We start from the raw sequence: 19,219 nt of genomic DNA, 5'->3' as shown, positions 1-19,219 counted from the left end.
AAATATCAAATATATAACTATAGTTAAGCGATTAATATCGCATCACTAGTAATAAGTAAATAATGTTTTCCGATGGTGCTTTTCAACCCCAATCGGTCAGTCGTTTTCTATTCTTGTTGGTGTTTGTCGGGGCTTGTGCCTTTCCCTTTCGTGGCCCATTCGCCATGTGCCCATGTCTTATTTGTGGTTAGCTCCCATGGCCCTATTGGGCGTAAAAAAGCCGATGGGCGAAAGGCTTTCATGGTCCTTCCTCCCATCGGCTTGGTTATGTTTTCGCTTGTTGCGATTATTTCTTCAGGTCTCCCTTTTTGACGAGGTATTCGGCAATCTGCACTGCGTTGAGCGCGGCGCCTTTGCGAATCTGGTCGCCTGTGAGCCACAGCGTGTTGCTGAGATCGTCGGCCAGGTCCTTGCGGATACGTCCCACGTACACATCATCCTTGCCAGCGCTTTCCAGGGGCATGGGGTAGACGTAGTTTTGCGGGTCGTCGACCACCGACACGCCCGGTGCCTTATGGAGCGCCTCGCGGATGGCCTCCACGCTAACGGGCTGCTCGGTCTCAAACCACACGCTCTCCGAGTGTGAGCGGAGCGAGCTCACTCTTACGCAGGTGGCCGATGTGCGGATGTCGCTGTGCATGATCTTCTGCGTCTCGTTGAACATCTTCATCTCCTCCTTCGTGTAGTCGTTGGGTGTCATCTTGTCGATCTGCGGGATGACGTTGTAGGCCAACTGGTGAGGGAACTTGTTGATGGTCGATACCTTTCCATCCTCTACGAGTTCCTTATATTGCTGCTTGAGCTCTTCCATAGCGGCAGCTCCTGCGCCCGATGCGCTCTGGTAGCTGGCGATATGCACCTTGCGGATATGCGACAGTTGGTCAATGGGCTTGAGCACCACAACCATCATGATGGTGGTGCAGTTGGGGTTGGCGATGATGTTGCGGGGACGGTTGAGCGCGTCCTCGGCGTTCACCTCAGGCACCACGAGGGGCACATCCTCATCCATGCGGAAAGCGCTGGAGTTGTCGATCATCACAGCACCATACTTGGTGATGGTCTCAGCAAACTCCAAGCTGGTGCCGCCACCAGCCGATGTCAGGGCGATGTCCACGTCCTTAAAGTCGTCGTTGTGTTGCAGGAGTTTCACCTCGTACTCTTTACCACGGAAGTTGTATTTCGTTCCGGCGCTTCGGCTTGAACCAAATAACACAAGGTCGTCTAACGGGAAATTGCGCTCTGCGAGGATGCTGAGCAACTCCTGGCCCACGGCGCCACTGGCACCGACAATAGCTACTTTCATAATCTATTCCTTTATCTAATTCGTGATTACGGGTGCAAAATTACTATTTTCCTTTCAATAATTCACTGAAAACGTGATGTTTTCAACATATTAATATCAATTTTGGGGGTTCGACCGTGCTTTTTGTTCAATTTCTCGATTCCCAAATCGATTGCGTAGACTCAGCTGAGGATAAGGCTTTGGGGGCTGGTTTGTTCCCTTAGGAATTGAGCTGTGGCATCTTCGGGTAGTGGCGTATGCCTCACGTGTGATTTATAAATATAGGAGTAATGGATAAAAAATTGAACTTCTTGGGTGGTTGAATGATAAAAAACCTTTATCTTTGCATAAGATAGGCTGCGCTCGGCCATTTGAGAGCGAGCTCTCATGGCGCTCGTTGGCACTATATTTGCATCGAAACCAATCAAACTTATGAACATTAAATTCGCTTTTACGGCATGGGCCCTGTTGTTAGTTTTGCAGGTCCAAGCCAATCCCATCAGCCGCAAGGAGGCTCGCCAAGTGGCGCAGTCGTTTGTGGCCATCGACGACGCCTCGTCCGACAACGTGCCCAACGCACCTTATTACATCTTCTCTCGCGGAGCCGGCAAGGGCTTCGTCATTGCCAGTGGCGACGATGAGGTGGCGCCCATCCTCGGTTATACCGACCAGGGCGACTATGACCCCAACAACATGCCCGATGGTTTGAAGAACATGCTCAACGCTTGGGCCAAGAAGATTGGCGACTTGCAGCAGAAGCAGAAAACACGCACGCGCCAAATGCCGAAGCGCTCCGTGCGCCAACGCTTGCAGTTGCCCGCCTATAAGAATGCGTGGGTCGACGTGCATCCTCTTGTGAAGACCAAGTGGAACCAGGATTATCCCTACAACATGTTCGCCCCCAAGCGCTCCGACAACGGCCAAAAGACGCTGTCGGGATGTGTGGCAACGGCTGCTTCGCAGATCATTTACTATTATCGTAAGGACAACCCCGACGCCTTGCTCTACGCCACGCCCACCTATAGCGGCGATTGGTTCCACGCTCCCGTTACCTTCTCGTTGCCCGCCGGCACCCCGGTGCGTTACGACCTCATGAAGCTTAGCGGCACCGGAACGCTCAAGCAAGACACCGCCGTGGCGGTGCTGATGTACGCCGCCGGCACCTGCGCTGGCTTGGGTTATGGCTACCAGGATGGTACGGCTACGGCTGGCAACATCGACAAGATGGGTACGGCCATGGACAACCAGTTTAACATCAGCAGCAAGTATGTTGGCAAATGGAACTATAGCCAAGAGGGTTGGGAGAGCCTGGCCTACAGTAATGTGCGCGATGGCCAACCCTTGCTCTACTCGGGTGCCAGCGAAACGCAGGGTGGCCACGCCGTGGTGCTCGATGGCTATCAGGCCTCGACCGGCCTTTTCCACTTCAACTTCGGTTGGGGCGGATATGGCGACGGCTATTACACCGTCGACGACTCCACGGGCATGAACGGTTTCAACACTGGTCAGTCGGCGCTCGTCAATATCGTTCCCAAGCGCCAAAAGTTGAGCGGTCGACTTGTGGCCGATAAGATGTTCTACCGTACGGACGGACAGATTACCGCCACGGTGAAGAACATGGGTACGCTCGCCTATAAGGGTGTTTATGTTTATTGCGCGTTCACCAAGACGCTTCCCTCGCGCTCCACCGACAATGAGATCAGCACCAGCATTGCCTCGGGCGACAGCGCCACCTTCACCTTCACCTATCGCCCCACGCAGAAGAAGCGCCTCTACATTTGGTTGGCCGACGCCAACAAGAACATCCTCGACACCATGTCGGTGGAGGTCAGCCAGAGCGTGGCCGATCTCCATCTCAATAGCATCCGTGTTGACGCCGGTACCGCCACCGTTGAGCATGATGGCGTCACCTACCAGCAGGTGAACAACACCCAAGCCAACATTGCCGTGAACCTCACCAATGGCGAGAACGGCAGCTATTGCCAGCCTGCTTTCATCTGTCAGGTCGACAGTTTGAACGGCACCACGGGCGCATGGGACAAGTGTGCCTCACGTGTCATCAACAAGTTGATTTTCGAGGTCGGACAGACCCGCGACACCCTCTTCACCTTCACGGGCTTGCAGCCCAATCGCTATTATCGCGCCATGATGACGAAGCGTGTCAGCGCGGGTGTTACCTCAGAGATGATTTTCGACACGCCCGACAGCATCGTTTACTTCATCACCAAGTACCCCACGTTGGAGGTTGTGGCCAAGGGTCGCAAGGCCACGGTGACGGGTGATTGGAACGCTGCCATCTTCACGTCGAAGGCACAGGATGCCGCTGTCACCTCATACGATATGACTAATGTTGTCCAGCTCTCCGAGCAGCCTGTGGCAGCCAACGAGAACGCCCTGTTCTTCACCGCCGCCCCCATCGAGGGTTCGGCCAATGTGGTTGCCAATGGCGTGTGCGACAGTTTGCTGATCCACACCCGTAGCGAGTTTGCCAGCGCCAAGGCCTTCACCGCCCGCAAGGCCGTGCTTGTGCTCGATGATGCCAAGGCAGGCGAATGGAACGATGTGTTCATGCCGTTCAGTGCCCCGCTTCCCTATGGCATGCAGGGACGTGTGGTCAACACCATTGAGCGCTCACGCCTCACGGTGAGCAATGTGCGTGAGGCTGAGGCCATGAAGCCGCTGCTCTATCTGGCCGACCGCGAGGGTCTCAACACCATCGAGGCCACCGATGTGGCGCTCTCCACCGACACCGTTGGCTCGCTGGTCGATGGTTTCTGGAAAGGCTCCACGCTGAAGACGTCGCTCAGCCGCAAGGCCAGCTTGCTGGAGACTCCTGCCACGCGCCTCACCGCTTTCGTGGCCAACGAAAAGGGAACAGCCGTGGTTCCTTTCGCCACCGAGCTCGACAGCGTCTACCGTTCAGGCTATCGCGTGTTCAACTCTTCTGATGTTGCTGCCGACCGCAACTACATGCAGTTGGCCGATTCCATCAACCTGGCCTACCAGGTCATCAAGGAGTACGGCAAGGGCGCTGAGGTGTTCCTGGCCGACAGCCTGAAGAAGTTTGAGGACATGTTCACCTATTATACTTGTGGCGGCGACAAGTATATGCAGGTTCGCCAGGCTTACATCAATCTTGGCGCCACCATCCGCGCCTTCCTCGCCAACCCGGTGGTCGACGCCATCCGTGAGGTGGAGATCGGCACCGATGTGAAGGCCGACGAGGATGCGCCCGTACAGTATTTCACACTCAACGGACAGCAGTTGGCTCGCCCGCAACGTGGCATCGTCATCGTGAAGAAGGGCCATAAGACATGGAAGATGGTTGTGAAATGATAACCCACCCTTTCCATCGTCGTCATTGACCCCCACAATAAGCGAAAGGCCGGCAATCAACATCGATTGCCGGCCTTTCTCATGGTAAGTAGGGGGGATTTATGATTTGTATATCGTTGACGATCACTGTGTCGGATTCGCCTGATGGTGTTTCCCTTACTGTTTAGCCAAATGGAAGTCGGTGGCCGAGAACCACGTGCCATAAAACTGGTTCTGGGTGATGCTCGGAACGGTGGTCAAGCCATAGCTGATGCGTCCGTTCTTGGTGTGTATGCCCTTGATGCTCACGGTGCACCATCCATATCCGTTTCCGTCGTTGGCCTCTGCGATCTGCACGAGTCGGTTGTTGCTTCCCAACTTCGTCGAGTCAGTTTCCATGAGGTTTTTCGTTGCCTTGGCTTCCTGCCAGAGGGTTCCTCCCGTGTTTCCTTCAGCTGGAATCTCCACCTTGTAGGTCTTTCCGTCGGCAATGGCGTAGATGTAGGCGCCCGGGCCGTCGGCGCGCACCACGGCGGTCAGCGTGTAGCTGCCCTTCTGCAGGAGCGAATCGGTGCGCTCCACCTGATAGAGCTGCTGCCCGTTCTCGTCATAGCAGTCCAGGTAACGTCGTTTGCGATTGCCCGTGTAGTAGTCGCCACACTTGGTGTAGCGGTCGTGGCAATGAGTGCCCTGCTTGATGATCCATCCGTTGCTGGTGAGATATTCCCACTCGTCGTCGTCCACGTAGAAGCCGTTGTGGGTATGGCTCTTCACGTGTTGGGTGTGTAGTGTATCCGTAAACCGATCCGATTGTTCCAACAGGTCGTTCACGATGATGGTGCCACACGTCATCACACCTGTGAGCGATGCCAGGAGCAGCAAGGCCAGCGCCCATCGGCTTCCCGACGACAGTCCGCTCTGCTGGTTCTTGTGTGAGCGCCAGATGCTCATCAGTCCGTAGATGGCCAGCACGATGAACATGGCCACGCTCACCACGCCGATCGTTCCCACCCAGGGGTGCTCCGTCCACGGGAAGGCCAGTCCTTGGCTCTCAAACATCACCAAGGTGGGCGCAAAGAGCAGCAACAGCAACATGACGAGCAGCCAGAAGCATCCCGTGATGATGGCGGCTGCCACCAGGAACATCACCAGTTTGATGCCGAATATGATGATCTCGCCCATGGCGCCCACGCATCCCGGTCGTGTGTTGGGTTGCTGCTGCGTCTGACTGGCGTTGTCGGCCGTCACCTCCTCCGCCAGGTTTTGTGGGTTCACGTCGCGCCCGTTCATCTGCAAGCGGTCGGCGGGAGTGAAGGCAGGCGGCAGCGTGATGACCAGGATGAAGTAGGCCACCACCATGCCAAACACCACCTGCGGCATGTGCCACATCATGAAGAGCAGCGGTATGACCAGCGCTCCGATGCGCCACCACGTCACGTCGCCGCCATAGTAATGGGCCAATCCGGCCATCACGCCCGACACCTTCTTGTTGGCTATGTCGCGATAGAGGCGTCGGTCTGACCTGAAGATGAAGCGCTTCAGCGTTTCAAATGCCGTTCGGGCGTTGGTTTGGGTACCGTTCTCCTGTCCGTTGGGGTTGTCTTCTGCGCCGTTCTCGTCGGCGCCCTCGTCTTGTGGCTCGTCCATGTCGCGTGGCGCTCCCATGCGCGTCACGATGTTCTCCACATCGTTGATGTCGATGGCCACCTTTCCCCTCGCCACCACCTCGTCGAAGAGCTCTGCTATGCGCGCCTCTATGTCGTCCACGATCTCGTGGCCGCCCTCCTTGTTGGCGAAGTAGTTGCGGAGCGAGTCCTCATATTGTTTCAGTAGGTTGTAGGCGTCCTCGTCGATGGCGTAGAGTCGGCCCTGCATATTGATGGTAATGTTCTTTTTCATGATTGCAGTGTTGTTGGTTGATGATTCTTCAGGTAGTTGACGGTGTTGGATATCTCAGCCCATGCCTTATCGAGGTCGCGCAGCATCTGCAGTCCCACATCGGTCAGGGCATAATACTTTCTGGGTGGGCCCATACGGCTCTCCTCCCAGCGATATTGCAACAGTCCTTCTCGTTTCAGACGGTTGAGCAGGGGGTAGAGCGTGCCCTCCACAACGAGCAGCTCGGCCTCCTTCAGCGACCTGATGATATCGGAGGAATAGGCCGGCTGACGCTCCAATAGCAGAAGGATGCAATATTCGAGCATTCCCTTCCGCATCTGCGATTTGGCGTTTTCGATGTTCATGTCCTTTCGGTTTAATGATTGTTTTCGTTGCAAATATAGGCAAAACGCCAATACGTTGCAATACAAAGTACCGTTTTTCTTTCTGTAATTCACGCTTTTTAACATCTCGAGGCCCATCCATGTCTCTCTCCGTTGGCTTCCACCTTAATAATAATAGTAGAAGATTTGTGCTATGTTAATGTCTTATTGTGGGGTAGAAATGTCAAAAAGCGTAGGTGGTGAACCAAAAAACTTAGTAACTTTGCGCCATAACAATCGCCAGAACCCACCCTAAACGGTTTCTGCTAAAACAAGAACCCTATGAGACATACCCTTCTGCTTAGTTTTCTTTGCGTGGGCGCACAGGCCCTTGCAGGCAACGTGGTGAGCCTTCGTGGCGCCTGGAAAGCCACGTTCGACGGCGTCACCCATGCCGTTACGTTGCCCGGCTCCATGCTCACCAACAACCTCGGCGACCTGCCATCGGTCCACACCCAATGGACGGGGTCGCTCTACGACTCGTCGTTCTACTTCAACCCCTACATGGAGAAGTATCGCCAGGCGGGCCACATGAAGTTTCCCTTCTTCCTCACCCCCAACCGCCATTACGTCGGCACCGTGGCCTATACGCGCACGGTGGTGGTTCCCAAGGCGTGGAAGGGGCGCCGCGTGGAGCTTTTCCTGGAGCGCCCCCACATCGAGACCACCGTCGAGGTGAACGGCCTGAAGGTGGGCCACCAGATGAGTCTCAACACGCCGCATGTCTACGACGTCACTCCTTGCCTCGCCTTCGGGCGCGACAACCGCATCACCATCACCGTCTACAATGGCATCGAGAACGTGTGTGTCGGCCAAGACTCGCATAGCGTCACCGACCAGACACAAGGCAACTGGAACGGCATTGTGGGGCGCATGGAGTTGCGTTGCACTGGTCGCCAGCCCGTGGGGCGCGTGGCCGTGTTCCCCGACATCCACCAGCGTGTGGCGCGTGTGGTGGTGCCCACGGCCAAGGGCAAGCTGCGGTTCCTGCTCGATGGCCAGCCCATCGGCGCCACACGCCACGACGACTCCACCTACGTCATCCCCATGACCCACGCCGAGCTGTGGTCCGAGTTTACGCCGCGCGTCTATCGCCTGGCGGTGTGCACCCGCGACGACACCGTCCGCACCACGTTCGGCATGCGCGAGATCACCGTCAAGGGCATGCAGATCTACCTCAACGGGCAGCCCGTGTGGATTCGCGGCACGGTGGGCAACTGCGATTTCCCACTCACGGGCTATCCCCCCACCGATGTGGAGAGCTGGAAGGCGGTGTTCCGAAAGTGCAAGCAGTATGGTCTCAACGCCATGCGCTTCCATAGCTACTGTCCGCCCGAGGCGGCCTTCACAGCGGCCGACGAGGTGGGATTCTACCTCCAGCCCGAGGGACCGAGCTGGCCCAACCATGGCGTGAAGCTCAACCGCGGCATGTATATCGACAACTACCTCATGGACGAGACCAAGCGCATGACGGCCGCCTACGGCAACCATCCGTCGTTCGTCATGATGTCGGCGGGCAATGAGCCTGCGGGCGACTGGGTGACATGGGGCGACAAGTGGGTTTCCTATTGGAAGCGCACCGACAACCGACGCATCTACGCCAGCTTCAACGTGGGTGGCGGATGGGCCTGGGATGGCGGATCGCAGTACCACGCCAAGGCGGGCGCACGCGGCCTCGACTGGGATCGACGCGCACCCCAGAGCGTCGACGACTACCACGATCAGCTGCTCTACCCACGCAACTACAAGGGCGACCAGCCCAACAACTCGCCCATCATCGCCCACGAGCAGGGCCAATGGTGCGCTTTCCCCGACCTGAGCGAGCGCAACCAATACACGGGCGTCTACAAAGCCTACAACTTCGACATCTTCGCCGACCTGCTCAAGGACCACGGCATGGAGTCGATGGCGCGCAAGTTCCTCCTCTCCAGTGGCAAGTTGCAGACCCTTTGCTATAAGTATGAGATTGAGCGCAACCTGCGCACCAAGGACTACGCCGGCTTCCTGTTGCTGGCTCTCAACGACTATAGCGGCCAGGGCACCGCGCTGGTGGGTCCGCTCAATGTGTTCTTCCGCGAGAAAGGGTATGTCGACAGCACCCAGTGGCGCCAGTTTTGCAACGACGTGGTGGTGATGGCTGAGTTCCCGAAGTTTGTGTTCACCACCGGCGAGAAGGCCGAGGTGGCCATCGACGTCTATAACGCCTTGGGCGGCCAACCGCTCAATCAGGCACGCCTGTCCTACGCTATATCGCACGCAGCCGCCCACGGCACGGTGCTCACCGCCGACCTCCCCGCGGGCAAGAGCCTCAAGGTGGCGCGAGTGCCGCTCTTCACCGACACCACCGCGCCCGGTAAGTACACCCTCACGCTCACCCTCAGCCACGGCGACCGCACCTACACCAACACCTACGACTATTGGGTCTACCCCAACGAGGCGCCCGTGGCGGCGCCCCGCGACATCTACCTCACCGACACGCTCGACGCCAAGGCCCTCGCCACGCTGCGCCAAGGGGGTAAGGTGCTCATCACCGCCGCAGGCAAGGTGCGCTATGGCAACGACGTCAAGCAGCAGTACCTGCCTGTGTTCTGGAACACCAGTTGGTTTAAGATGCGTCCTCCCCACACCACCGGCGCCCATATCGACGCCACCCATCCGCTGTTCAGCGAGTTTCCCACCGACGACTGGTCGAACCTCAACTGGTGGGAGCTGCTCAACCGCGCACAGGTCATGAACCTCTCCGAGCTGCCAGCCAACTACCAGTCGCCCATCCAACCCATCGACACGTGGCACGTGAGCCGTAAGCTGGGCATGGTGGTCGAGGCGCAAGTGCTGGGCGGACAACTGCTGATGACCACCATGGATATCACGTCGAACCTCGACCGCCGACCCGTGGCCCGACAGATGCGCAAGGCCATCATCAGCTACATGCAGTCGGAGAAGTTCCACCCGTCGCTCAAGCTCGACCCAAGCGTCATAGGCGATTTCTTCACCAAGACGGCAACACCCGTCAACATGTACACCCACGACTCGCCCGACGAACTGAAGCCCAAACTCAAGTAAAAAAACACCAAACCACACGCCATAATTTGCGCACCAAGCGAAAAAGCAAGGCCAAGATGAGGCGATTGTCAGTTTTATTATGTATCTTTGCAACCAGTTTCCGCGCCCGTGGCGGAATTGGTAGACGCGCTAGACTTAGGATCTAGTTTCTTGCGAAGTGCAGGTTCGAGTCCTGTCGGGCGCACACATCACAACCCTAACTGCTTCATCGTGAGCGGTTAGGGCTTTTTGATTGTGGGAGGAGAGAGCGATGTTTTTGGTAACATTCCCCCAATCGCTTGTCCGAACGCCTTGACTGGCGCACATCGCTGAGCGCTTTAGCCCCAATCGGTCATTGGGTTTTCATGAAAAAGAAAGCATTGCAATCCTTATGGTCGTCCTGTTTCGGTCTAACGGCCAACAGGGGCTTAGCGTCCGCAAAGGTATCTCGAACGTGTTGCGAACGTGTTGCATTCGTGTGAAAAGCGTGTGAATTTTTCCCAACAATCTATAGTCTGATCTACACATTTCTTTTCCACGAACTCGTCGTTGTCCGAAAATGCACGATTCTCAGCGTGTTTTTGTAATTGTTTAATTTACAGGCGCTTGCGATAAATACGTCTCGTTGAATGTTCTGCATTTAACATTCCACGCCATGAAACATGCCTAACCGAGGTGCGAAAGACCATCTTTCGCAATGCGGAACATGGCCGATCGAGACACGAAACATGCCTTTCCGCAACTCGAAAGATGCCTAAGCGCAAATGGGATGCGCCATTTTAGATATTTCATCTCACAAAAATCGCCGTTTCGCTCGCTGGTTTGTCCGAAATGGCCGACAAACTTTTTTACCAACGATCTTAACAATCTTTCCCTCGCAACCCATCCTGTTGCGCCACATTTACCGCTTTTTAACGCGCCCTCTTCTTTTCGTTTCGCCTTGTTTTGGTATCTTTGCATAAGATAGGCTGCACTCGGCCATTTGAGAACAAGTTCTCATGGCGCTCGTTTGCACTATCTTTGCATAAGATAGGCTGCACTCGGCCATTTGAGAGCAAGCTCTCATGGCGCTCGTTTGCACTATCTTTGCAGCATTTGTTGGGGCGCCATTCGCCCCCTATATATAATAAGGAGTATGGAAAAGAAGTATGGTTCGAAGGTCGACGCTTGGTTGCTGGGTGTGCTCTATGTGGTGCTTTTCGCGTGTCTGTTGCCCTTGTTCTACGATGGCGCCCTTGTTGTTGGCGTCATTGCCGTGGTCCTGTTGAACGTTCTCGTTACGGCGTGGTTGTTTAGCTACAGATATATTGTGAGCGACACGCAGCTCGTGGTGAAGGTGGCGCTGTTTCCCCCCAAGCGCTACGACATCAACGCCATACGATCCATTCGCCGCACCCGGTGCCCCTTGTCGGCGCCCGCCGCCTCGCTCGACCGGTTGGAGATACGCATAGGAAACGACACGCTCCTCGTATCGCCCCTGCGTAAACGGGAGTTTGTGGACGACCTGTGCCAACGCTCCAAAAACAAGATCGAGGTGAGTATTTAACCCACTCCACACTCCACACTCCACATTATAACCCTCTGTCGCTATTTGTTAACAGGCGCTAATGCGTGTTGTTGTTTGTTAAATAACAACCCATTTCCTTGCAAGACACCTCGAAACGTTATATCTTTGCAGTGTACTAATAAAGTAGTACACTATAACATAATAAACACAACACCTCAATTGAAGAGAAAAATGATTAGCATTCAGAACATCACCTACAATTATCCAGGCAGTAAGCACTTGGTTTTCAAGGACTTCTCGCTCAACCTGGCCCCCGGCCGCATCTACGGATTGCTGGGCAAGAACGGCACGGGCAAGTCGACCCTGCTCTACCTTGTGTGCGGACTGCTGCGCCAGCGCAAGGGAACTGTTACCCTCAACGGCGAGCCCTGCGCCCTGCGCAAGCCCGACATGCTGCAAGACATCTACCTCGTACCCGAGGAGTATGACCTGCCCAACGTAAGCCTGAAGGACTATGTGCGCTCCAACAGCGTGTTCTATCCCCGCTTCAGCGAGGCGACGCTCAACAGTTGCTTGGCCGACTTTGAGTTGCCGACCGACATTCACCTGAAGTCGCTCTCCATGGGACAGAAGAAGAAGGTGTTTATGAGTTTTGCCATGGCCACCGGTTGCAGCTACATCTTCATGGACGAGCCCACCAACGGTCTCGACATTCCTTCGAAGAGCCTGTTTCGCAAGGTGGTGGCGCGCCACATGACCGACGACCGCACGCTGATCGTGGCCACCCACCAGGTGCACGACGTGGAGTCGCTGCTCGACCACATCGTGATCATCGACCAGAGCCATGTGCTGCTCAATAGCAGCGTGAGCGCCATTACGGAGGCCTACGCCTTCCGCACCATAGCCGAGAGCGAGGCTGCACAAGCCGTCTACACGGAGCCGTGCGCCGGAGGCCTGAGCGCCATGGTGCATCGGAAGGCCGATGAGGAGGAGACGCAACTCAACCTGGAACTGCTCTTCGACGCTGCCGTAAGCGGAAGTCTTCCCCGTACCTTCCCGCCTGCCCAATAGGTCGGGTTTTGACAAGCGCATCACAACAACACACACACACAACATTCATCCGCCCCGCACATCCCAACCGGGGCGACCAATACATAAGATCATGAAAAACTTTCAATTCAACCGATTCATCAACACCCTCCGTTGGCAACTGACGGAACGCAGGAGTTACCTCACGTTCGCCGCAGCGGGATTCATCGCCATAGCCATACCAACCCTCTTAGTACCCCTTCTGACGGGAGCGTTCTTCGAAGACACTTACCCACAATATGCCGAAAGCGTGAGCACCCTCATGCTCATAGCCTACGGCTGGTATATGGTGACTTGCGGATCGCTCATCGTGAGCGAGCTGGGCAACAAGCGCAATCGCATCAGCGCCTTCATGCTGCCCGCCAGCCGACTGGAGAAATTCGTGGCCCGATACCTCATCCTCACCATCGGTCTGCCTCTGGCCGCAGGCATTGGCTACGCTGCCGGCGACCTGTTGCAGATGGCCGCCAACCAGGTGGTGTTTGGCTATTGCCGATCGTCGGTGGCCATATTTGTCGTTACGCTCCACGACATGTTGCCACGCCTCTCGCTTAGCTTTGGCGACACCCTCTTGGCCCTGGAGCTGATGGTGTGGTTTCCCCACTCGCTGTTTCTCATTGCCGGAACACTCTTCCGCCGCCACGCCTGGGTGCTGAGCAACCTGCTCATGTTTGTGCTGTCGACGCTGCTGAGCACCGCCGTGCTATGGGGTGCCAAGACGCTCTTCTACTCCCTGGCGCCCGATGGCATCTACAGCGTGGGCGTCATCACCGCACCGTGGGCCATAGTGCTCTACATGGTGGCGCTGGCAGCAGTCATCGCATTCAACTACTGGGTGGCCTACCGCATCTATTCGCGTATGCAGGCCGTCAACAACAAATGGTTTAACCTCTAATCCCCCAATCATCATGAAACAACTGGCACTTATGCTCATTGCCTCATTGGCACTGTTCAACTCATGCAAGATAGAAACCACAAAAGACTTGGGACCCGAAACCACGGAGACCAAGGAAGTCGACACGTTTAGCGTGCTGTCGGTAAGCGGTTCGAGCGACGTGGTGTTTATCCCCTCCGACACGTTCAGCGTCACCGTCACCGCACCCCAGAAGGCGCACGACCGCTTGGTGGCGACGGTGGAGAATGGCGAGATGCGCATCAGCGAAAAGAACCCCGACACGAAGGACGTGAAATGGGTAGTGAGAAACACGGGAACCCTGGCCTCGAAGATTGTGGTGCGCGCCCCCTACCTCACGGGAATCCGCATAAATGGAAGTGGATCGGTGCGTTGCGATGGAGCGATGAACACCCAGTCGTTGTGGATGTGGATCATAGGCAGCGGCGAGATCTCCATGGCCCACATCGCGGCCCGATCGGTGGATGCCACCATAACGGGCAGTGGCGATATCGAAGCCAAGCTGGCGCAGGTTGGCAAGATCGATGCCGGGGTGACTGGCAGTGGCGAGATCAGTATGAAGCTCCACAACTGCGGCGCCGTTAACGCCACCATAACGGGCAGCGGCGACATAGAGCTGAGCGGAACCGCACAGACGCTCAAGCAAACAACACAAGGCAGCGGCGACATTAGCACCAACGAATTAAAACTGACAAAATGACGTTCAACAACAATAAGGCCATATACCTCCAGATGGCCGACCGATTATGCGACGACATCTTGGCGGGCAAGTACAAGGCCGACGACCGAATACCGTCGGTGCGCGAGTATGCCGTGATGCTGGAGGTGAACACCAACACGGCCGTGAAAGCCTATGAGGAACTGGCGCGCGACGGCGTGGTTTACAACCGCCGCGGACTGGGATACTTTGTCGACCCCAACGCCAAGGAGCAAATTATGCAAGCCCGACGGGAAACATTCTACCGCGAGGTGCTGCCCGAAATGTTCAGGCAGATGAAGTTGCTCGGCATAGATATAAATAAGGTGGACGAGAAATGGGCCGAGCTATAGCCACACCAGAACCATAAATTCTCTCTTATATACATCAACGCCCAAGGACAGCCCTGTTGTGACAACTACGGCTGCCCTTGGGCCTTTTTATGACAGGTGGCAGCGCGTGATGTGTCATTATGGCACACCGACACCCATCCGAACACCCTTTGGCACACCCTTTGCACAATGAAGGGCGAACATTACGTTCAAAAACAACATTTCATTAAGAACAATAAAAATAAAAAAATACAACTATGGGAAAGATTATCGGAATCGACTTGGGTACTACCAACAGCTGCGTGTCTGTGTTTGAGGGCAACGAGCCGGTAGTGATTGCTAACAGTGAGGGTAAGCGCACCACACCTTCTGTGGTGGGCTTCGTGAAGGACGGCGAGCGCAAGGTGGGCGACCCCGCTAAGCGTCAGGCCATCACCAACCCGAAGAACACCGTGTATTCGATCAAGCGTTTCATGGGTGAGACCTACGAGCAGAGCCGCAAGGAGGCTGAGCGTGTGCCTTACTCCGTGATCAACGACAATGGTTATCCTAAGGTGCAGATTGAGGGTGCCGCACACCCCTACACACCGCAGGAGATCAGCGCCATGGTGCTGCAAAAGATGAAGAAGACCGCCGAGGACTACCTCGGACAGGAGGTGACCGACGCCGTCATCACCGTGCCGGCCTACTTCTCCGACTCACAGCGCCAGGCTACAAAGGAAGCTGGCACCATCGCTGGCCTTAACGTACGCCGTATCGTCAACGAGCCTACGGCTGCCGCTCTCGCTTATGGTGTGGACAAGTCGCACAAGGACATGAAGATCGCCGTGTTCGACCTCGGTGGTGGTACGTTCGATATCTCCATCCTGGAGTTCGGTGGCGGTGTGTTTGAGGTGTTGGCCACCAACGGTGACACCCACCTCGGCGGCGACGACTTCGACCAGGTGATCATCGACTGGCTGGCCGATGGCTTCAAGAGCGAGGAGGGCATCGATCTCCGCAAGGACCCGATGGCCATGCAGCGCCTGAAGGAGGCTGCTGAGAAGGCTAAGATTGAGCTCTCAAGCACCACATCGACGGAGATCAACTTGCCTTATATCTCTGCTGAGGGCGGCGTGCCCAAGCACTTGGTGAAGACGCTCACACGCTCACAGTTTGAGCAGTTGGCACACAACCTCATCCAGGCTTGTCTCGTGCCCTGCCAGAACGCCATACGCGACGCTAAGCTCTCTACGAGCGACATTGATGAGGTGATCCTCGTGGGTGGCTCAAGCCGTATACCTGCCGTGCAGACTTTGGTGAAGAACTACTTCGGCAAGGAGCCCTCAAAGGGTGTGAACCCCGATGAGGTGGTGGCTGTGGGTGCATCTATCCAGGGTGCTATCCTCAACAACGAGAAGGGCGCTGGCGACATCGTGTTGCTCGATGTTACGCCGCTGACACTCGGTATCGAGACCATGGGTGGCGTGATGACCAAGCTCATCGAGGCCAACACTACCATCCCTTGCAAGAAGAGCGAGACATTCTCTACTGCCGTCGACAACCAAACTGCCGTGACAATCCACGTGCTGCAGGGCGAGCGCCCCATGGCTTCGCAGAACAAGTCGATCGGACAGTTCAACCTCGAGGGCATCGCACCGGCTCGCCGTGGCGTTCCTCAGATCGAGGTGACATTCGATATCGACGCCAACGGTATCCTCAACGTGAGCGCTAAGGATAAGGCTACCGGCAAGGAGCAGGCCATCCGCATCGAGGCTTCATCAGGCTTGAGCGAGGATGAGATCAACCGTATGAAGGCTGAGGCTGAGCAGAACGCTGCCGCCGATAAGGCTGAGCGCGATAAGGTCGACAAGATGAACCAGGCCGACTCAATGATCTTCACCACCGAGAACTTCCTCAAGGACAACGGTGACAAGATCCCTGCCGACAAGAAGCCGGGCATCGAGCAGGCTCTCCAGCAGCTCAAGGACGCCCACAAGGCTGCCGACGTGGCTGCCATCGACGCTGCCATCGCCAACCTCAACAACGTGATGCAGGCCGCCTCTGCACAGATGTACCAGGGCGGCGCACAGCCCGGAGCAGGCGCCCAGGGCTTCAGCGGTGCCAACGCTGGTCAGGCCGACGCCAACAACGCCAAGAGCGACGACAACATCCAAGACGCCGACTTCGAGGAGGTGAAGTAAGTACTTTGAAATTGTGACGTAAGGAATTACTGAACTGATAAATTCTAAATGAGGCATGATTAATTATAATTGTGCCTCATTTTTTATTATAACATTATGAGTAAAGTTTTTATTAGGAAATCAAAAGAAAGTAAACCAGTTGTTGCAATATGTTATGATTTTGATAAGACATTATCACCAGATGACATGCAAGCACAAGGGTATATTCAATCTGTTGGAGATGAAGTCGAATCTTTTTGGAAAGAGTCCAATGGGTTAGCTGAAGAGAATGAGATGGATCAAAATTTAGCTTACATGTTTACCATGATCCGGAAAGCGCATGGAAAAGTCTTATTTACTAAAAAGGCATTAATGGATTATGGAGCGAAAGTTCAATTATTTCCTGGTGTTGAGACATGGTTTAAGCGTATTAGAGACTATGGTGTAGATAAAGGAGTTATTGTAGAGCATTATATCATTTCATCTGGTCTTAAGGAAATGATAGAAGGTACAAAAGTCGCTAATGAATTTGAAAAGATATATGCCAGTTCCTTCTATTATGACAAGGATGGCGTTGCTCAATGGCCAGCACAAGTTATTAATTATACGAGCAAGACTCAATTTCTTTTTAGAATTGAAAAAGGAACTTTAGATGTGAATGATTCTGGTGTCAATGACTATTTTAAGCCAGAGGACATTCGTATTCCTTTTAGAAACATGATCTATATAGGTGACAGTGATACGGATATACCTTGTATGAAACTCATTAATTCTTATTCTGGTCATTCTATTGGAGTTTATAATCCAGAAACAAAAGATAAACGAAAAGTCTATAAAATGATGGAGGATAAGCGCATAAAATATTATACTCCTGCAGACTATACAGAAGGATCCGAATTGGATGAATTAGTCAAAACCATTATTAATACAACCGCATCAAATGAAAAACTGATGTCTATCCATTACCAAAACAAACAAGAACAGGTAAGCCACAATGGTCAGCCAGACAATCAGGAAGATAAAGAGAAAGAGAAACTTATAATGGATTTGGAAAATAGCAATAGTTTTAAGCAAACTCATTCTATAATTTCCAAACTAAAAAAAATAAAGGATTGGACTTTAGAAGAAAAAAAACAATTAAAAACTATAGCGGAGAAGAACACACAGATTTGTTCGATAATGAAGGATGGCGATGTTGCCTCTTTCTACTCCTCTCTTGAATAAGCTGTTCCCTTATTCTATTCTGCAAACCATCACAAGTCCTAAACCATCTCCTCCACCAACACTGAAATCGTGGTGGCTCTACAGATGGAACAGATTCAAACAAAGGACTGACAAATGGAGATTGCTCCAATGGTATCTTGTCATTCTTGGCATTATCGCCTGTGTTCTCTTTTCATCTCTATATCAAAATCGGGTTATGGATCTTGACAGAACTAACCGAATTTTCTACAAGAAGGTTATCATGGATGAGAAGAGAAAGAAGGATTATCAAGAGTTGGATTCACTTATCCACTTGGATTCGTTTTTCAAGACATATTGGAGTTTGGAACATTGAACACCTCTACAAAAAGAAGGTCAATGATGTAATTGATTTGTATCTAATAGTCAAATCTTAATAAAATTTAGGCGGCTAACCATAAGGTTTGGATTAGCCGCCTGTAAAGTATCAAATATTTCTGAGAATTAACCATTGCCCGTTTTTATCACTTCCGCTACGAGCTATATAACCTCTTTTTCTTAGCGAAGTTAGTTCTCTTTTTAGCGTTGCAAGTGAAACATCAAGTTTATTGGCCAATTCATCTCTTGTTATAGATGGAAATTGCTTCATTGCAGACAGAATGGCCCGCTGTCGCTCATTTACAGGCTCATTTACAGGCTCATTTACAGGCTCATTTACAGGCTCATTTCGGATATGCAGGGTCAATTTTACTTGCATAAGTTCGGGCTGTTCCAATAATTCAGGCTTTATCCAATGCTTTTCATTCCAAGCATTTAGGATTAGAGGAAAACCAGAACCAAGGTTTTCGCCATAGCCAATCATGCGAAACATATTCTGCATACGCTGATTACGTGCCTTTGACTCTCCACCTTTGTAAATCTGTTCTATAGGCAGCTTCAAAAGTCCAGGATTGGTCAGTACGAAACAATCATCATATTTCTCCACCTTTAGCACGCCATTCACCATGAAATCGGCATGAATAACCATGTTTGTAACGGCTTCACGCACAGCCTTTGCTTGAAGCGTATCATCTTTGCGCACTACACCATTCATACTGAATGGGTGAGGCAAGTCACGTGTCAGTTTTGGAATGACAATACGAATAAAATTGAACAGGTTGTTTTCCCAAGTACCATCGTATGTCAGTCGATCGCTATAGCGTTGGTCTCCAATCAAGTTTGACTTGTCTATGTAATCCATACGCAAATTGTCAAAACGCTCACGGACTGGGAGTCCCTTGCCAAACATCAAGAGCCCTGCCATAGTCAATCCTTCTTTTCCAGTCCTTCGGTCTTTTTTATAACCTCCAAAGTTCGAAAGAAACTCCTTATGTTCAGACGAGTTCCATTGATGCTCTGGATGTAGGTTCTGAAACATCTGACGGAAGCGTTCCAAAG

Annotated in this window: 13 protein-coding genes and 1 tRNA gene; 10 read left to right on the top strand and 4 right to left on the bottom strand. The window is 53.5% G+C overall.

Features of this window, described 5'->3' with window-relative positions; translation table 11 throughout:
- Window positions 1-286 precede the first annotated feature (286 nt).
- On the bottom strand, window positions 287-1,303 hold the full coding sequence (locus WKK33_RS09410; RefSeq protein ID WP_337933571.1) for an aspartate-semialdehyde dehydrogenase: 1,017 nt from the start codon (window positions 1,301-1,303) through the stop codon (window positions 287-289).
- Window positions 1,304-1,714: 411 nt separating this feature from the next.
- On the opposite strand from WKK33_RS09410, the gene WKK33_RS09405 reads away from it, so the two are divergent.
- Complete coding sequence (locus WKK33_RS09405; protein WP_337933569.1) at window positions 1,715-4,618, top strand: C10 family peptidase; 2,904 nt, start codon at window positions 1,715-1,717, stop codon at window positions 4,616-4,618.
- Window positions 4,619-4,774: 156 nt separating this feature from the next.
- On the opposite strand, the gene WKK33_RS09400 is transcribed toward WKK33_RS09405, so the two are convergent.
- Window positions 4,775-6,496 (bottom strand): PspC domain-containing protein, encoded by a 1,722-nt coding sequence (locus WKK33_RS09400; protein ID WP_337933567.1) that lies wholly within the window; start codon window positions 6,494-6,496, stop codon window positions 4,775-4,777.
- Window positions 6,493-6,840, bottom strand: coding sequence for a PadR family transcriptional regulator (locus WKK33_RS09395; protein WP_215759755.1), 348 nt, complete (start codon window positions 6,838-6,840; stop codon window positions 6,493-6,495). Before WKK33_RS09395 ends, WKK33_RS09400 begins: the two co-directional genes overlap by 4 nt.
- A 300-nt stretch (window positions 6,841-7,140) precedes the next feature.
- On the opposite strand from WKK33_RS09395, the gene WKK33_RS09390 reads away from it, so the two are divergent.
- From WKK33_RS09390 to WKK33_RS09350, 9 genes are all read left to right on the top strand, one after another.
- Window positions 7,141-9,921, top strand: a complete 2,781-nt coding sequence (locus WKK33_RS09390) for a sugar-binding domain-containing protein (protein ID WP_337933565.1) — start codon at window positions 7,141-7,143, stop codon at window positions 9,919-9,921.
- A 102-nt stretch (window positions 9,922-10,023) separates the two neighbouring features.
- Window positions 10,024-10,105 (top strand) — tRNA-Leu (locus tag WKK33_RS09385).
- A 930-nt stretch (window positions 10,106-11,035) separates the two neighbouring features.
- Window positions 11,036-11,446: a PH domain-containing protein gene (locus tag WKK33_RS09380; protein ID WP_287769706.1), complete on the top strand. Its 411-nt coding sequence runs from the start codon at window positions 11,036-11,038 to the stop codon at window positions 11,444-11,446.
- 192 nt (window positions 11,447-11,638) lie between these two features.
- Window positions 11,639-12,478 (top strand): ABC transporter ATP-binding protein, encoded by an 840-nt coding sequence (locus WKK33_RS09375; protein WP_337469209.1) that lies wholly within the window; start codon window positions 11,639-11,641, stop codon window positions 12,476-12,478.
- A 91-nt stretch (window positions 12,479-12,569) separates the two neighbouring features.
- Window positions 12,570-13,391, top strand: coding sequence for a hypothetical protein (locus tag WKK33_RS09370; protein WP_337933563.1), 822 nt, complete (start codon window positions 12,570-12,572; stop codon window positions 13,389-13,391).
- A gap of 13 nt (window positions 13,392-13,404) precedes the next feature.
- A complete protein-coding gene (locus WKK33_RS09365; RefSeq protein ID WP_337933562.1) occupies window positions 13,405-14,109 on the top strand; it encodes a DUF2807 domain-containing protein in 705 nt (234 codons plus the stop codon).
- Window positions 14,106-14,459: a GntR family transcriptional regulator gene (locus tag WKK33_RS09360; RefSeq protein ID WP_215759749.1), complete on the top strand. Its 354-nt coding sequence runs from the start codon at window positions 14,106-14,108 to the stop codon at window positions 14,457-14,459. Before WKK33_RS09365 ends, WKK33_RS09360 begins: the two co-directional genes overlap by 4 nt.
- Before the next feature lie 236 nt (window positions 14,460-14,695).
- Complete coding sequence (gene dnaK, locus WKK33_RS09355) at window positions 14,696-16,621, top strand: molecular chaperone DnaK (protein WP_337469206.1); 1,926 nt, start codon at window positions 14,696-14,698, stop codon at window positions 16,619-16,621.
- Window positions 16,622-16,717: 96 nt separating this feature from the next.
- Window positions 16,718-17,824 carry a haloacid dehalogenase-like hydrolase gene (locus tag WKK33_RS09350; RefSeq protein WP_337933561.1) on the top strand — a complete coding sequence of 369 codons (1,107 nt, stop codon included), beginning with the start codon at window positions 16,718-16,720 and terminating at the stop codon, window positions 17,822-17,824.
- A 445-nt stretch (window positions 17,825-18,269) separates the two neighbouring features.
- Here the strand turns inward: WKK33_RS09350 and WKK33_RS09345 are convergent.
- The coding region (locus WKK33_RS09345; protein WP_337933560.1) for an ATP-binding protein at window positions 18,270-19,219 on the bottom strand (950 nt) is incomplete at its 5' end.

Origin of the sequence: Hallella sp., assembly GCF_037460745.1 — a bacterium.
Lineage (GTDB): Bacteria > Bacteroidota > Bacteroidia > Bacteroidales > Bacteroidaceae > Prevotella > Prevotella faecis.
This window is presented reverse-complemented; position numbering and strand designations above follow the sequence as displayed.

Bases quoted from the DNA above. Each gene is read 5' to 3' on its own strand.
- WKK33_RS09390 (WP_337933565.1), top strand. From the start codon at position 7,141: ATGAGACATACCCTTCTGCTTAGTTTTCTTTGCGTGGGCGCACAGGCC.
- WKK33_RS09350 (WP_337933561.1), top strand. From the start codon at position 16,718: ATGAGTAAAGTTTTTATTAGGAAATCAAAAGAAAGTAAACCAGTTGTT.
- WKK33_RS09395 (WP_215759755.1), bottom strand. From the start codon at position 6,840: ATGAACATCGAAAACGCCAAATCGCAGATGCGGAAGGGAATGCTCGAA.
- WKK33_RS09400 (WP_337933567.1), bottom strand. From the start codon at position 6,496: ATGAAAAAGAACATTACCATCAATATGCAGGGCCGACTCTACGCCATC.
- WKK33_RS09410 (WP_337933571.1), bottom strand. From the start codon at position 1,303: ATGAAAGTAGCTATTGTCGGTGCCAGTGGCGCCGTGGGCCAGGAGTTG.
- WKK33_RS09370 (WP_337933563.1), top strand. From the start codon at position 12,570: ATGAAAAACTTTCAATTCAACCGATTCATCAACACCCTCCGTTGGCAA.
- dnaK (WP_337469206.1), top strand. From the start codon at position 14,696: ATGGGAAAGATTATCGGAATCGACTTGGGTACTACCAACAGCTGCGTG.
- WKK33_RS09405 (WP_337933569.1), top strand. From the start codon at position 1,715: ATGAACATTAAATTCGCTTTTACGGCATGGGCCCTGTTGTTAGTTTTG.
- WKK33_RS09380 (WP_287769706.1), top strand. From the start codon at position 11,036: ATGGAAAAGAAGTATGGTTCGAAGGTCGACGCTTGGTTGCTGGGTGTG.
- WKK33_RS09360 (WP_215759749.1), top strand. From the start codon at position 14,106: ATGACGTTCAACAACAATAAGGCCATATACCTCCAGATGGCCGACCGA.
- WKK33_RS09375 (WP_337469209.1), top strand. From the start codon at position 11,639: ATGATTAGCATTCAGAACATCACCTACAATTATCCAGGCAGTAAGCAC.
- WKK33_RS09365 (WP_337933562.1), top strand. From the start codon at position 13,405: ATGAAACAACTGGCACTTATGCTCATTGCCTCATTGGCACTGTTCAAC.